Consider the following 13,427-nt stretch of genomic DNA (forward strand, 5'->3'; position numbering starts at 1 on the left):
AAGCTAAAGATACTAAGGCATTCACCCTGCAGTGTCGATGTGGGGGGGGCCAGCTCCCGCGTCAGTCCCCCGGCAGGGCGTTCATCTCCGCCCGGGTGGGCGGGTTGGCGCCGGGCCGGGAAACGGTGACAGCAGCGGCGCGGGCAGCGTGGGCCAGCAGTTCCGCCAGCGCCTCCGCGGGCAGCTCGCGCAGGTCCTTCCGGTTTTGCGCGCCGTCCAGGCCCCGGTCCACGAGTCCGGAGAGCAGTGCCGCCATGAAGGAGTCGCCGGCGCCAACGGTGTCCGCCACCTCGACGCGCGGGGCCGCCACTGCGGCCTCGCCTGCGGCCGTGATGCCCCATGGACCCTCGCCACCCCGGGTCACCACCACCATCGCGGGGCCCTCGGAGCCGCCCATGGCCAGCCACGTGCGCGCGGATTCCAGGACGTCCTGCCCCGGATACAACCAGGCGAGGTCCTCATCCGAGGCCTTCACCACATCGGCGAGGGAGACGAACTTTTCCGCATGGCGGCGCGCGTAATCCACGTCGGTGATGATGCTCGGGCGGCAGTTGGGGTCGAAGCTGATGGTGGCATGCGGGTGTGCGTATTCGACGGCGGCCAGCACCTCGGTGGCTCCGGGCGCCAGCATCGTGGCGATCGATCCGGTGTGCAGCAGCGTGGTGCCCTGGAGCATGAAGCCGAGCCGGTCTGCGATGCCGGGAAGGTCCCAGGCGAGGTCGAACGTGTAGGTGGCGGCGCCGTCGTCGTCAATCAAGGCGGTGGCAACGCTGGTGGGCAACTCATCCGGGCCCAGCGGAAGCATCACCGAGCTGGCGCGGAGGTGCGCGGCCACGGAATCGCCGTAGGCGTCACGCCCGTAGCGGCCAATGAACTGCACCGGATGGTCCAGGCGGGCCAGGCCCACCGCAACGTTGAGCGGGCTGCCGCCTACGTGGGCCTCGATTCCCGAAGCGCGCTGGACAACGTCAACAAGGCCTTCGCCGATCACTGTGAGCATGGTCATACTCTGCCAGAGAAGCGGGCGGGGCCGAATTCCATGTCAGCGCAGCAGTTCACACACCAGTTGGCGGCACGCCAGGTAGGCCGGGGCGGTGATGTCGATCAGCGCGAAGTGGTCGCCGGGGACGCTGACGAACCGTGCGGGCACCGTCGATCCCCGGGCCGCATCCACATAGCCTGTGGACATTTCCGGCGGCACATCGTGGTCGGCGTCGGCGTGGACGGCGTACACGGGAACGTCCAGCGGCAGCGCCGCCATGGGGCTGGCCAGCCGGTACCGGGCGGGGAATTCCGACGACGGTCCGCCCAGCAGGTTGGCTACGGCACCGTTGCTGAGGTTGAGGCGTTCAGCGCCGGCCAGGTCAAGGACGCCGGACTGGCTGACCACGCCGGTGAGCCGGACTCCGCGCCTGCCCGGAAGGCTGTCCGCGTTGCCCGTGCCCAGCTCCGCCACTTTGTCCCGCCCGGCGGCCCAGACGGCCAGGTGCCCTCCGGCGGAATGGCCCAGGGCCACCACCCTCCCAAGGTCCAGGGCGTGGGGTTCCGCGAGCGCTGCCAGCTGATCGATGCCCGCCAGGATGTCGTCGAACGTGCCGGGCCAGCCGCCTCCGTTTCCGGCGCGCCGGTACTCCAGGTTCCAAGCGGCGATCCCGTGTTCCGCCAGGTCCCTGGCCAGCGGCTCGCCGAGCTCGGCGCCGTACTGCGCACGCCAGTAACCGCCATGGATCACCACCACCACGCCCTGGTGCCGGGCGCCTACGGGAAGATCGGGGAGGAACAGTTCGCCCCACTGGCTGGGATCCTCGCCGTACGGGTAGCGGTGGCGTTGGATCATGTGCCGAGACTACATGGGGGGACGGGACGGCAGGGACCGGACCCGTTTAGCCGGGCCTGTTCCTGGGCACCCTTCAACCATGGAAGAACGTGACGTGACCACCCGGAGTTCCACCGTTGAGGAGTGGACGCAGGGCCTGTCCGAATCCACCGGCTCACCGGGCGGCGGTGCCGGGACAGGCGTAATGCTGGCCGTTGCTGCGTCGTTGGCCTCGATGGTGGCCGGCTATACCGAACCGGGCGCGGACCATCAGCAAACCGTGGACGATCTCAGGGACCGTGCCCGGAGACTGCGGAGCGAGGCGCTGCACCTGGCCGACGAGGATTCGACGGCGTCCCGGGCCTTCGGCGCCGCCTTCCGGTTGGAGCCCGGCGCTGAACGGGACAACGCCATCCGCGAGGCCTCAGTTGACGCCGCGCACGCCTCCGCCGTGCTCGGCGCCCGGGCGGTGCAGGCCATAGACGATCTCGCCTGGCTGGCGGCGCACGGCAATAAGGCACTGATCGCCGACGTCGTTGTCGCTTTCGGTGCCCTCCGCGCGGCCGTGGCGGGAGCCCGGACCAACGTCAGCTTCGACCTGGGATCCCTGCGCTCCACCGGGGCTTCCCTTGAAGAGATCCGTGAACAGCAGCCGGAACTGTGGGCTTCCGTGGAGCGCCTCACCGGCGCGCTGGAGCGGATTGACGCACTGACGGAGCAAATTGATTCCCGCGCCGCCCCTACGGATAGCATCTGACAGGGCCTCCTGCCAGGGCAGCGGGCAACGGCAGCAGTCAAAGGCTCTGGCCAAAGGCACTGGTCAAAGGCTCCGCCAGGTACTGCCGCCCGAAGGGCGATGAGATTGAGGACAGCGGTGTGGACGGAGTCCTAAAGGGATTTTTTGTGGTGGGCGTGGTCATGTTCGTCGGCTACGTGCTCGGCAGGTCGAATGCGCTGGGCCCGCAGGGCACCAAGGTGCTTTCCAGCCTGACGTTCCTGGTGGGACTGCCCAGCCTGATGTTCTCGATGATCGCCACCCGGCACATCTCGGAGGTCCTGAGCGAAACGGGCCTGATCTCGGTGGTCACCGCCGTTGCCATGATGGCGGTGTTCGCCCTGGTGGGTGCAATCGCCCGATGGGGAGTCCGCCGCACCACCATCGGCGCCCTGGCCACAGGCATCGTGAACTCCACCAACCTCGGCGTTCCGCTGTCGCAGTACGTCATGGGAAGCGCCACCTACGTCACACCCATCATGCTGTTCCAGCTCGCCGTGATCACCCCCATCGCGCTGACCATCCTGGACCTGACCAACCCGGACGGAACCAAGCCGTCCCTGCGCCGCATCCTCGCCACGCCCTTCCGCAACCCCGTGACAGTGGCGGCCATCCTGGGCATCATCGTCAGCGCCGTCGGCATCGAAATCCCCACCCTGGTGCTGGACCCGCTTAGGCTCATCGCCCAGGTGACGGTTCCGCTGATGCTGATCATCTTCGGCATGTCCCTCCATGGCCTCTCACCCCGGGCCAGCAGCAGCGACAGCGCGCCCACGTTCCTGGCCGTCGTCCTGAAATCAGCCATCCAGCCCGCCCTCGCCTGGCTCCTGGCCAGCTACGTCTTCCACCTGGACGACTTCAACACCTTCGTGGTGACCGCCTGTGCCATATTGCCCACCGGCCAGAACGTGGTCCTCTACGCTGTGCGGTACCGCGTGGGCCAAAGCCTTGCGCAGACGACGGCGGTGATCACCTCGGCGCTGGCCGTTCCGTTGCTGCTCGGGGCGGCCTGGCTGCTGAACTGAGCTCCCGGCGGCGGACTTGGGCGCGGGTATAACTGGGTACCTGGAGCACAAACAACGGAGGTTCTTCCATGGCACGGATTCTGGTGACCGGTTCAACGGACGGGCTGGGCCTGGCAACGGCGGAAACACTGGCCCGTGAAGGCCACCACGTGCTGGTTCACGCCCGGTCCGCCCGGCGCCTGCCCGCGGTGCAGCACCTGGTGGACCAGGGTGCGCAGTGCCTGGTGGGAGACCTTTCGGACGACGCCGAGGTCCGCCAACTCGCTGACCAGGCCAACCGCATCGGCGGGATACACGCCGTGATCCACAACGCCGGAGTACTGGACGGTGCCGCGCTCCTGCCCGTCAACGTGGTGGCGCCGTACCTGCTCACCGCGCTGATCAGCGGGCCGCGCCGGCTGATCTACCTGAGCAGCGGCATGCACCGCGGCGGCAACACCCGTCTCGACGGCCTGGACTGGTCAGGCCGCTCCGCCACGGCGTCGTATTCCACCACCAAGCTGCACATCACGGCCATCTCCGCCGCCCTGGCCCGCCTGGTACCCGGCGTCACCAGCAACGCCGTGGACCCGGGCTGGGTGCCCACCCGGATGGGCGGACGCTCCGCCCCGGACGATCTTGAGCTCGGCCACCGCACGCAGGAGTGGCTGGCCACCAGTGATGACCCGGACGCCCAGGGCAGCGGCGGCTACTGGTACCACCAGCGCCGGCAGACCCCGCACCCGGCCGCGGAAGATCACGATTTCCAGGACGCCCTGCTCGCCCGGCTGGAAGAGCACACCGGCGTCACGCTGGAAGCACTCGGCTGAACATCGATTGCTCCGTAAACGCCGTTCTGACGCCTGAAAAGGGCGTTTGGGCCCACGCCCGCAGGGTTCCTTGGCCGAGCTTTCGAGGCTAGGGTGCCGGTGGGGAACAATCGATGGGGTTAGGAGACGCGCAGGCGGCGTTCGACGTCGGCCGTTTCCGGATACGCCGCCTGGGTGCCCTTGCGCGTGGTGGCCAGGGCCGCGGCCACGGAGGCGAACGCTGCGGCGTCGGCGAGGGCATCACCGGCGGCGAGCCGGACCGCCACGGCACCGGTGAAGGCGTCCCCGGCGCCGGTGGTGTCCACCGCGTCAACCTTGGTGGGCTTCACGAACACCACGGACCGGTTGGCGGGGGCGTCGGAATCCAGCACCACGGACCCGTTCGCCCCGAGGGTCACCAGCACCTGCCGGATCCCCCGTTCGGCAAAGCGTTCGCGGACGGCATCCCATTGCGCCGCGTGGGCGCCGGCACCCGGGACGGAGGCCCCAGGCCCGAGGAACAGCGCGGCTTCATGCGCGTTCACCAGCAGGACGTCCACCAACTCAGCCAGCGCTGCGGGGATGTGGGCGTACGGCGAGAGGTTCAGCAGGACCTTTGCGCCGGCGTCGTGGCCTGCCTGCGCCGCGGCCAGCACCGTGGGCATGGCAACTTCCAGGCAGAGGCTGACGACGGCGGCGCCCTCCAGGACGTCCGCGGCCTCCGCCACGTCCGCCGGGGACAGCGTGCCGTTGGCGCCCGCGGAGATGATGATGTTGTTCTCGCCGCCGGCGTCGACGGCGATCACGGCGACGCCGGTGGGCTCGCTGGAGGTGCGCACCTGCCCTACGTCCACGCCGGCACCGGCCACCGAGGCCAGCAGCATGTGCCCGTTGGGGTCATCCCCCACGGCACCCACCAGGCTGACGTGCCCGCCCAGGCGGCCGGCGGCGACCGCCTGGTTGGCGCTCTTGCCGCCGGGGTTCACGGCGAAGCCGTTGCCGTGCACCGTTTCGCCCGGCTGCGGGAGCCGCTCGCAGTAGATGGTGAGGTCCGCGTTGAGGGACCCGACGACGACAATCCGGCCAGTGCCCACGGAACCTGCGGTCCCGGCATCGGCGCTCATTCGGCCACCTCGGCCTCAACCGGCTTGGGGATCAGCAGCGATGCAGCGAACGCGGCCACCGTCAGCCCCAGGCCGACCACCACCACGGTCAGGTAGGAAGCGGAGGCATCGCCAAGGGAGGCTGTCGCCACCAGCACGGCCGGCAGGATGAGGAAGCTCAGGCCCGCACCGAGGTTGAAGGCACCGGCGTTCATGCCGGGCAGGAAGCCGGGGTTGCCGGCGGGCGAGAGGACAACGCCGAGTCCGTTGAGCATGATGTTGACCGTACCGGCGTACATGATGCCCAGCAAGACCGTGCCGGCAATCATCATCGGCAGGCTGTGCAGGCCCAGGAACCCGATGACGGCCAGCGCCGCGATGCTGCCGAGCAGGCCGATGCGCAGCACCTTGGTGTATCCCAGGACCGGTGCGAGCTTGCCGCTGAGCGGGCCCACCACCCAGCCCAGCAGGGCGTACGGGGTGAGGATGATCAGCGACATCTCGGTGGGGCCCACCCCGAACCCGGGCTCCGCGGCCTGGACGTAGGCGGGAACGATGCCGTTGATGACGGCGAAGATGCCGGTCATGGTCAGGGTGGTGGTGAGCAGCGGGGCCCAGGTGGCGCGCTGGCGCAGGTGCACGGTTTCCACCATGGGCTGCGCGGCGCGCTGTTCGGCGCGCCAGAAGGCAAGGAACGCGACGACGGACACGGCCACCAGCGCCAGGCTCAGGATGAGCGTGCCGGAGTTGAAGCCGCCCACCAGCTTGGAGCCTTCGTTCAGGGCGGTGAGCAGGGCACCGACGGCCACCACGATGAAGAACACGCCCAGCCAGTCCATCCGGGTACCAGCGGCAGGCTTGCTTTCGGCGGCCAGGAACACGATGAGGGCGGTGGCAGCGACGGCCAGGACCACCATCAGCCAGAAGATGCTGCGGAAGCCGAAGTGCTCGGCGAAGTAGCCGCCCACGAAGGAGTCCACGCCCGCCACGCCGCCGTTGACGGCGGTGATCAGGCCCATGAGCGTGCCGTACTTGCGGGGGTTGCTGACGGCGGAGCGGAGCATGATCAGGCACAGCGGCACGGTGGGTCCGCTGACGCCCTGGATGATGCGGCCCACAAAGAGCCAGGTGATGTCCGGGGCGAGGGCGGCGATGACCGAACCCACGGCCATCATCACCATCATGCCCACGAGGACCTTCTTGCGGCCCACGATGTCGCTCAGCCGCGGCAGGAACAGGGAGAACAGGGCGGCGGCGGTGAAGAACCAGGTCTGCGAGAGCCCGATGACGGCCTGGTCCGCTTTGAGCTCCTCGCCCATGGTCACCAGGGCGGGGCTAAGCATGGACGCGTTGAGCTGGAACGCCACGCAGGCGGCCAGCAGCGCGGTCATGAGGGCTGCGATGTTGCCGCGGCCGGTCTTGGTTTCAGTGATGGTGGCGGCCATTACTTGACCCCTCCGGCGGTGAGCTGGGCACTTTCGGGACGGACGACGTCGGACGCGTTGCCTTTGTTGTCCGTGTCACCGGGGCCCGGCTCGCCGATGCGGACCAGTGCGTCGGTGACGAGGTCCCAGAACCGTCCGTGGTCCAGGTCCACGGCAACGCTGGTGTGGCAGTCGGCGGGCGCCGGGGCGCGGAAATCGGCCACGGTCATGCCAAGGGTGAGGGTGCCCTGCAGTTCGATGTTGACGGGCACCTTGCGGGTGCTGACGATGCTGGGGTCGATGACGTACGCGACGGCGCAGGGATCGTGGACGGGCGGGTAGTCGAAGCCCTGGGCGTCCTTGTACGTGTGGGCGAAGAAGTCCATCAGCTCGGTGACGAACTTCGCCGGCCCGGTACCGATGGCGGCGATCTTTTCCACCACGTCCGGGGTGGCCAGCGCCTGGTGGGTGAGGTCCAGGCCCACCATCACCACTGGCCACTTCTCGTTGAAGACGATGTGCGCGGCCTCGGGGTCGATGATGATGTTGAACTCGGCCACGGCGCTCCAGTTGCCCACGTGGTAGCCGCCGCCCATGAGGACCACTTCCTTGACGCGTTCCACGATGCGGGGTTCCTTGCGGGCGGCCAGGGCGATGTTGGTCAGGCCGGCGGTGGGGACCAGGGTGACGGTGCCGGGTTCGTGCGCCATCACGGTGTCGATGATGAGGTCGACGGCGTGGCGCGGGTCCAGTTCGATGGTGGACTCGGGCAGGGCGGGGCCGTCCATGCCGGACTCGCCGTGGATGTCCGGTGCGGTTTCGATGCTGCGGACCAGCGGGCGGTCGCAGCCGGCAGCGAAGGGAACGCCGGTGATGCCGGCGATGGTGCCCACGGCGAGCGCGTTGCGGGTGACTTTTTCGAGGGTCTGGTTGCCCACCACTGTGGTGACAGCCAGCAGGTCGATGTTGGGGTTGCCGTGTGCGAGCAGCAACGCCACAGCGTCGTCATGCCCGGGGTCGCAGTCCAGGATGATTTTCCTGCGCTCGGCGCCCTGGACCGGCTCAGGGTTCTGGAAGTTGGGTTCCATGGTGTTCTCCACGTCATTGGGGCCCGTGCCAGCTGCCTGGCGTCCGGGGAGTTGTAGCGTTCAGGAGTGATCATGGCAGCAGAATGTGGCGTACGTCAAACGCTTAACGTTGGTGCAGGTCAAGCGCTTGACGTATTGCCGCGCTTGACCCTGATTTTTTATGGCACATGCGCGCCATATCCGCCAGGCTACCGGCTCAGCGCCATCGGCGCGGTCGCGGTGCCGCTGCCGGCTCAGCGGCTGCCGCCGTCGGGATTCACGAAGATCCGGCGGGACCGCCCCGGGGCGCTGAACAGGAACGATGTCGCCTAGGCTGAGGTCATGGATAACACCAAGAGGGCAACGCTCATTTGGTCGCTGGGGGCAGTTGTCTTCTCTCTCATCGGCGTCTACATCGCACTGACCGCCAATGGAGTCTGGTACTCCATCGTGTCGGCAGTCATTCTGCTGCTCGCGGGCTGTGCGTTTGCCTCAAGGGCCGTGCTGGCCCTGCGCGCCCAGCGCCCGAGCAGCTAGCAGGGCCAGGCGCAGCACACGCCAGCGGCGAGTGCTGCTCCACGCCCACTACGATCAACGTATGGAATCCGCGGAACAGAGGCAGCAGCACGCGCGCCCACGGCGGATCACGGCGGCCATGGTCGCCGCCCGGGCAGGTGTTTCGACGGCGACGGTATCCCTTGTGGCCAACGGCAAGACGGCGGGCCGCGTCTCCGAGGACAACGTGGCCCGGGTTCGTGACGCCATTGCCGAGCTTGGCTATGTGGTGGACGGAATCGGCAGCTCGCTGGCCAAGGGCGTGAGCTCCATCGTCATCCTGGTGGCGCCGGATATCTCCAACCCCTTCTTCGCCAAGGTCATCGACGGGGTACGGGAAGCACTCGGCCCGCAGTACCAGCTGCTGCTGTCCGTCACCGAAGCGGGCGAGTTTCCGCAGGCCAGCGACGTCCGGCGGCTCATGTCGCTGCGCCCGGCCGGGCTGCTGGTGGACGCACCCAACGCGGACTTCCTTGAGGACCTCGCCTCGCCGTCGCCCCTTGTCCTGCTGGACGCGCCCGGGCTGGAATCCTACGCACCATCCGTCAACCTCGATGTGGCCAGCGGGGCCCGCCAGCTGGCAGCACACCTGGCCGCCGCCGGGCACACGGAAGCGGCTTATGTGGACAGCGTGACCGGCACCGACACGTTTGCCGTGCGGCGTGCGGCGTTCCTGGAAGAGGCCGCGGCGCGCGGCATCTCCGTGAGCCCGGACCGGATCATCAGCACCACCATCGACGTCGGGACCGCGGCCGCCGCGTTCGCCGCCGCCTGGCCGGAGTGGCAGCGCGCGGGGGTGACCGCCGTCGTCTGCGGAACCGATACGCACGGTTACGGCGTGCTGCAGGAGGCTCGGGTGGCCGGTGTGCGGATCCCGGAGGAACTTGCGGTGGCCGGCTTCGACGACCTTCCCTATTCGGCCACCAGCAATCCCGGCCTGACCAGCGTCCACTTGCCCGCCACGTCCCTGGGCCAGAAAGCGGGCGAGCAGCTGCGCCGGCTGATGGAGGGCAAGTTCCTGAAGCCCGGCGGCGTCACGCTGGAAACGTCGCTGGTGGTGCGCGGCTCCACTACGGCATAGCCGGGCGGTCCCCCTCCCGCAGCCAGTCGTTGAAGAACGCGTCAAGCTGCTGCCCGGAGGCTTCCTCCATCACTGCTTCAAAATCCCCGGTTGTTGCCGAGGAATTGGCGTAGCGGTCCAGCCATTCGGTGGCCCCGGCAAAGAAGGCCGCGTCCCCGATCCTGGCCCGCAGTGCATGGAGCATGGCGGCTCCCCGTCGGTACACCTGCTCGGCGAACAGGTTGTCCCGCCCCGGATTGGAGATGTCCAGCGCCCAGAGGTTCTTGCTGTCCAGTTCAGCCACGGTATCCGTGAACTGCTTTGCCAGTGTCGCCTTGCCCTGGTGTTCGGCCCACAGCCACTCGACATAGGTGGCCCAGCCCTCGTTGAGCCAGATGTCCTTCCAGTCCGCCGGGCTGACGCTGTTACCGAACCACTGGTGACCCAGTTCGTGGACAACCGTGTCCTCATCGGCAACCTCTGAATAGACCGGCCGGGTTTGCGTTTCCAGGGCGTAATCCACCGAGTCGTCGTCCACAATCGCACCGAAGGCCTCGAACGGATACCGCCCGAACAGGTCTGACAGGTAGCGGATCATTTGTGGCTGCAGCGCAAGGGCCGCATTGGTTTTCACCAGCGCGGGCCCGGTCACACCGGTGTCCACCGCATTGATGATCGGCAGGCCGCGGGGTCCCTCGCTGTAGGACAGGGTGAAGTCTCCGACGCTTGCCGTGGCGAGGTAGCTGGCCATCGGGTCCGCCGCCTCCCAGCTCCAGGTTGTCCAGCCGGCGTGTGTTTCCGGGTCGTCCCCGGGCAGGCCGTTGGCTACTGCGGTTTTTCCTTCCGGGACGGTGATGCGGAAGGAGTACGTGGCTTTGTCCTCGGGGTCGTCGTTCACCGGAAACCAGGTGGGTGCGCCGTCGGGTTCGTTGACCACCATGGCTCCGTCAGGGGTGGTCACCCATCCGTACAGCGCCCCCGTAGTGTCCTGGGGCCGGCCGGTGGCACCGCCGTAGCTGATGGTGATGGTGGTTGTCCGGCCTTCCTTCAGTTTGGGCCGCAGTCCGACGGTGAGTTCCCACCGGCGGTTCGCATCGTCCTGCACCTGGGTCCACTCCGAGGGGCCCGCGCCGCGATTGACGTCCTTGCCGTCCACGTCCACGGCGGTGACGGTGAGTCCGCGCAGGTCGAAGTCGAGGGCGTCCAGGTCCTGGGTGGCGCGCAGGGTGATGGTGGCCTCCGCGGTGAGGTTTCCCGCTGCGGCCGGGTCCGACGGCGGCGTGTAGCGGAGGTCGAGGCCGTAGTGCAGGACGTCGTACCCGCCGTTGCCCGCGTACGGGAAGTAGGGATCACCACTTCCCGCCGCACCTGGGCCGTAGCGCGGGCCGCCTTGGGGTGCAGCCTGCGCCGGGGTGATCCCCGCGGCGGCGGCCGTCAAGAGTGCTACTGCTGCCGCGGCGATGCGGCGGGCCTTCGTCAGGTTGGTCATGGTTGCAGTCCTGGAATGGTGCCGGGCGGCGGGCGGTTCCGGCCGTGGCAGTTCTGCCCGGCGCCCGCCGGAGGTAACAGGTTGTGTGCCTTCGCGGCGACAAGACCGGTACCGGCGGCCTCTGGGCCGCTGTTGCCCCACCAGATGGAATGAAAGCTAGGCCAGCCGGCGGGGCGTGTCAACACTTCCTCCCCCCCATTCACCCCCCCCTCTTCCGCTTCCGAGTCCGGGACTGGGGCGGGTGTCTGGTGGCGTCCTGTGACGCGCAAGGATTGGCCGCCTCCGTTCTGTCAGACCCCGGCCGTAAGCTGGGACCATGCCGAGTAACTGGGAGAATTTGGACGAGCCGCTGCGCGAATCCGTGCAGCACAACGTGGAGCTGTACGAGCAAGTCCGCCCTGCCCTGAAACTGGTTACCCGCGATGTGCTGCTGGTCCTGCGGGACATGCTCAAGGACAGTGAGGTCACCCCGCTGTTCGTCACTGGCCGCACCAAGACGGTGGAGTCGTTCAAGGAGAAGATCTCCCGCACAGAGGAGCCGCTGGAGCCGGGCGGGCGCCGGCTGCTGAAGTTCCCGGACCCGTTCCGGACCCTCAATGACATGGTGGGGATCCGCGTCATTACCAAGCTGCCGGCCGAGAATGCGGCGGTGGCCAACATCATCAAGCGGCAGCGCCAGCTGTTCGACTGCCGCGGGGACCGGGAAAAGGACATCGGCTCCATCGAGTCCGGCACCTACGGGTATTCGAGCCGGCACCTGATCCTGCGGACCATCCAGAACGAGGCCGTCAAGGAATACCAACAGGTCTTCAACCCGGAGGTCACGCCCAACGGCAGCTACTTCTTCGAGTGCCAGATCCGCACCATCTTCGCCCACGCATGGAGCGAAATCGAGCACGATATCCGCTTCAAGGCCGAGGATCCCCGGGCCTGGACCCCGCATTTCGACCGGCAGTTCACGGCCACGGCAGCCATGCTGGAAACGGTGGAGACGGCGTTCGCGGACCTGCACGAACGGTACGAGGAAGTCCGCAGCTTCTGGGACACCGACGGTGAGGGCGCGGCACCGCTCACACCGAACCGGGTCAGGGATGTGTGGCGCACGCTGCTGCCGCACGTGGACCGCAAGGTGGATGACGACTGGGGCTGGGCCTCGGAGCTGCTCGCGGCGCACGGACTCACGCGGACCATGGAACTGGCCGGGCTGCTCCGCGCGGAGCAGATCACCGAGGTCCGCAAGGCCCTGGACCACCGCTACTCCCCCGGACCGGACCGGCTGCTGGATGACCTCCTGCTGTGGCAATTCGGCACCAGGCACATTGACCTCACGGCAGAAGCGGCCGACGCCGTCCCGCACCCCCGGCGCGACAGCCTCCTGCGCCGTCTCCGGCAAATCGAACGGTACCGGGTCACCCAAAAGTAGGTCCTGGCGGTTGGCGAACGCCCCCGCGTGGTGGCCGCGGATCGGCCCGCGGCGGGGTTGGGAAAATTAACAGCGCGGTGTTTGGCGTCGGGGGATTGCGCCGGGCGTAGTATGTGAAAATCCGCGGGCTAAAGCACAATTCCATCCGAAATTTACCCACAAGGAGAATTCCATGTTGCTTTGGATTGCCATCATCATTGCCGTTCTGTGGCTTCTCGGACTGCTCGCCAATATTGGCGGCGGCCTGATCCACATCCTGCTGGTTGTCGCCGTCGTCGTCCTGATCTTCCACTTCGTCCGCGGCAGGACCCGCGCCTGACGAAAACCCGAGTCCGGCCTAACAGCCAGGAGGTCCCGGCTGCCCGGGGCCTCCGGCGGTCCGCCGGGTAATCCCGCATGCGACAATGTCCGGATGACTTCCGAATCCCCGCTGGCTGCCGCCGCATTGCCTCCGCAGGCGACTTCCGACGCTGCATTCGAGGCTGCCTATGCGGCGGCCCGGAAAAGCTCCAGCGAAGGCGGCATTCCCATCGGCGCGGCGCTTGCCCGCAACGGTGTGGTCATCGCCAGCGGCCACAACGAGCGGGTCCAGAACGGCGATCCGATAGCGCACGGGGAGATGTCGGCGCTCCGGGCAGCCGGCCGGCAGCGCAGCTACCGGGACACCACGCTGTACACCACCCTTGCCCCGTGTGCCATGTGCACCGGAACCATCATCCAGTTCAAGATCCCCCGGGTGGTGGTGGGCGAAGCGCGCACCTTCCCGGGCGAGTTCGACCTCCTGCGGTCCCGCGGCGTCGAAGTGATTGTCCTCGATGACCAGCGCTGCGTGGACATGATGCGCGATTTCCAGGACAACAACCCGGAACTCTGGGCAGAGGACATCGCCGAGTAAGCCCGGG

The 13,427-nt window shown here is 67.9% G+C and carries 15 protein-coding genes; 9 read left to right on the forward strand and 6 right to left on the reverse strand.

Features of this window, described 5'->3' with window-relative positions; translation table 11 throughout:
* Nucleotides 1–61: 61 nt before the first annotated feature.
* Together AC1DBN_RS14145 and AC1DBN_RS14150 are read right to left on the reverse strand one after the other, a co-directional pair.
* Entirely contained in the window at nucleotides 62–1,000 is a 939-nt protein-coding gene (locus AC1DBN_RS14145) for a carbohydrate kinase family protein (RefSeq protein ID WP_314212352.1), read from the reverse strand.
* 42 nt (nucleotides 1,001–1,042) lie between these two features.
* Nucleotides 1,043–1,837, reverse strand: coding sequence for an alpha/beta hydrolase family protein (locus tag AC1DBN_RS14150; protein ID WP_477723486.1), 795 nt, complete (start codon nucleotides 1,835–1,837; stop codon nucleotides 1,043–1,045).
* Nucleotides 1,838–1,916: 79 nt separating this feature from the next.
* On the opposite strand from AC1DBN_RS14150, the gene AC1DBN_RS14155 reads away from it, so the two are divergent.
* From AC1DBN_RS14155 to AC1DBN_RS14165, 3 genes are all read left to right on the forward strand, one after another.
* Nucleotides 1,917–2,573: a cyclodeaminase/cyclohydrolase family protein gene (locus AC1DBN_RS14155; protein ID WP_091717241.1), complete on the forward strand. Its 657-nt coding sequence runs from the start codon at nucleotides 1,917–1,919 to the stop codon at nucleotides 2,571–2,573.
* Nucleotides 2,574–2,692: 119 nt separating this feature from the next.
* A complete protein-coding gene (locus AC1DBN_RS14160; RefSeq protein WP_091717239.1) occupies nucleotides 2,693–3,616 on the forward strand; it encodes an AEC family transporter in 924 nt (307 codons plus the stop codon).
* A gap of 68 nt (nucleotides 3,617–3,684) precedes the next feature.
* Nucleotides 3,685–4,425: an SDR family NAD(P)-dependent oxidoreductase gene (locus tag AC1DBN_RS14165; protein WP_091717238.1), complete on the forward strand. Its 741-nt coding sequence runs from the start codon at nucleotides 3,685–3,687 to the stop codon at nucleotides 4,423–4,425.
* Between the two features lie 119 nt (nucleotides 4,426–4,544).
* Here the strand turns inward: AC1DBN_RS14165 and AC1DBN_RS14170 are convergent, their stop codons facing one another.
* From AC1DBN_RS14170 to uriH, 3 genes are read right to left on the reverse strand one after another with little or no spacing between them, the layout of a single operon-like run.
* The gene (locus AC1DBN_RS14170; RefSeq protein ID WP_091717236.1) at nucleotides 4,545–5,528 is read right to left on the reverse strand and encodes a ribokinase; all 984 of its coding nucleotides are present in this window, start codon (nucleotides 5,526–5,528) and stop codon (nucleotides 4,545–4,547) included.
* On the reverse strand, nucleotides 5,525–6,952 hold the full coding sequence (uriT, locus tag AC1DBN_RS14175) for a uridine transporter UriT (RefSeq protein ID WP_091717234.1): 1,428 nt from the start codon (nucleotides 6,950–6,952) through the stop codon (nucleotides 5,525–5,527). The genes AC1DBN_RS14170 and uriT overlap by 4 nt, the downstream gene beginning before the upstream one ends.
* Nucleotides 6,952–8,019 (reverse strand): uridine-preferring nucleoside hydrolase UriH, encoded by a 1,068-nt coding sequence (uriH, locus tag AC1DBN_RS14180; protein WP_091723756.1) that lies wholly within the window; start codon nucleotides 8,017–8,019, stop codon nucleotides 6,952–6,954. The genes uriT and uriH overlap by 1 nt, the downstream gene beginning before the upstream one ends.
* 66 nt (nucleotides 8,020–8,085) lie before the next feature.
* Between uriH and AC1DBN_RS14185 the strand changes: the two genes are divergently transcribed.
* The 3 genes from AC1DBN_RS14185 to AC1DBN_RS14195 all read left to right on the forward strand — a co-directional run bounded on the left by AC1DBN_RS14185 (nucleotide 8,086) and on the right by AC1DBN_RS14195 (nucleotide 9,634).
* A complete protein-coding gene (locus tag AC1DBN_RS14185; protein ID WP_477723487.1) occupies nucleotides 8,086–8,331 on the forward strand; it encodes a hypothetical protein in 246 nt (81 codons plus the stop codon).
* Between the two features lie 9 nt (nucleotides 8,332–8,340).
* Nucleotides 8,341–8,535, forward strand: a complete 195-nt coding sequence (locus AC1DBN_RS14190) for a hypothetical protein (protein ID WP_091717232.1) — start codon at nucleotides 8,341–8,343, stop codon at nucleotides 8,533–8,535.
* Between the two features lie 61 nt (nucleotides 8,536–8,596).
* Entirely contained in the window at nucleotides 8,597–9,634 is a 1,038-nt protein-coding gene (locus tag AC1DBN_RS14195; RefSeq protein ID WP_091723754.1) for a LacI family DNA-binding transcriptional regulator, read from the forward strand.
* Here the strand turns inward: AC1DBN_RS14195 and AC1DBN_RS14200 are convergent.
* Nucleotides 9,624–11,102: a M1 family metallopeptidase gene (locus AC1DBN_RS14200; RefSeq protein ID WP_091717230.1), complete on the reverse strand. Its 1,479-nt coding sequence runs from the start codon at nucleotides 11,100–11,102 to the stop codon at nucleotides 9,624–9,626. The two genes, AC1DBN_RS14195 and AC1DBN_RS14200, sit on opposite strands and share 11 nt — an antisense overlap.
* A 316-nt stretch (nucleotides 11,103–11,418) precedes the next feature.
* Between AC1DBN_RS14200 and AC1DBN_RS14205 the strand changes: the two genes are divergently transcribed.
* The 3 genes from AC1DBN_RS14205 to AC1DBN_RS14215 all read left to right on the forward strand — a co-directional run bounded on the left by AC1DBN_RS14205 (nucleotide 11,419) and on the right by AC1DBN_RS14215 (nucleotide 13,420).
* Nucleotides 11,419–12,525 (forward strand): GTP pyrophosphokinase, encoded by a 1,107-nt coding sequence (locus tag AC1DBN_RS14205; RefSeq protein WP_091717228.1) that lies wholly within the window; start codon nucleotides 11,419–11,421, stop codon nucleotides 12,523–12,525.
* Nucleotides 12,526–12,697: 172 nt separating this feature from the next.
* A complete protein-coding gene (locus AC1DBN_RS14210; protein WP_156368333.1) occupies nucleotides 12,698–12,844 on the forward strand; it encodes a lmo0937 family membrane protein in 147 nt (48 codons plus the stop codon).
* Nucleotides 12,845–12,937: 93 nt separating this feature from the next.
* Nucleotides 12,938–13,420, forward strand: coding sequence for a nucleoside deaminase (locus AC1DBN_RS14215; RefSeq protein ID WP_091717226.1), 483 nt, complete (start codon nucleotides 12,938–12,940; stop codon nucleotides 13,418–13,420).
* Nucleotides 13,421–13,427 lie beyond the last annotated feature (7 nt).

It is taken from the genome of Pseudarthrobacter sp. 10T415, assembly GCF_056394175.1.

Coding starts and splice junctions, on each gene's coding strand:
- uriH (WP_091723756.1), bottom strand. CDS start 8,019: ATGGAACCCAACTTCCAGAACCCTGAGCCGGTCCAGGGCGCCGAGCGC.
- AC1DBN_RS14200 (WP_091717230.1), bottom strand. CDS start 11,102: ATGACCAACCTGACGAAGGCCCGCCGCATCGCCGCGGCAGCAGTAGCA.
- AC1DBN_RS14170 (WP_091717236.1), bottom strand. CDS start 5,528: ATGAGCGCCGATGCCGGGACCGCAGGTTCCGTGGGCACTGGCCGGATT.
- AC1DBN_RS14210 (WP_156368333.1), top strand. CDS start 12,698: ATGTTGCTTTGGATTGCCATCATCATTGCCGTTCTGTGGCTTCTCGGA.
- AC1DBN_RS14215 (WP_091717226.1), top strand. CDS start 12,938: ATGACTTCCGAATCCCCGCTGGCTGCCGCCGCATTGCCTCCGCAGGCG.
- AC1DBN_RS14190 (WP_091717232.1), top strand. CDS start 8,341: ATGGATAACACCAAGAGGGCAACGCTCATTTGGTCGCTGGGGGCAGTT.
- AC1DBN_RS14145 (WP_314212352.1), bottom strand. CDS start 1,000: ATGCTCACAGTGATCGGCGAAGGCCTTGTTGACGTTGTCCAGCGCGCT.
- AC1DBN_RS14155 (WP_091717241.1), top strand. CDS start 1,917: ATGGAAGAACGTGACGTGACCACCCGGAGTTCCACCGTTGAGGAGTGG.
- AC1DBN_RS14150 (WP_477723486.1), bottom strand. CDS start 1,837: ATGATCCAACGCCACCGCTACCCGTACGGCGAGGATCCCAGCCAGTGG.
- AC1DBN_RS14195 (WP_091723754.1), top strand. CDS start 8,597: ATGGAATCCGCGGAACAGAGGCAGCAGCACGCGCGCCCACGGCGGATC.
- AC1DBN_RS14205 (WP_091717228.1), top strand. CDS start 11,419: ATGCCGAGTAACTGGGAGAATTTGGACGAGCCGCTGCGCGAATCCGTG.
- uriT (WP_091717234.1), bottom strand. CDS start 6,952: ATGGCCGCCACCATCACTGAAACCAAGACCGGCCGCGGCAACATCGCA.
- AC1DBN_RS14165 (WP_091717238.1), top strand. CDS start 3,685: ATGGCACGGATTCTGGTGACCGGTTCAACGGACGGGCTGGGCCTGGCA.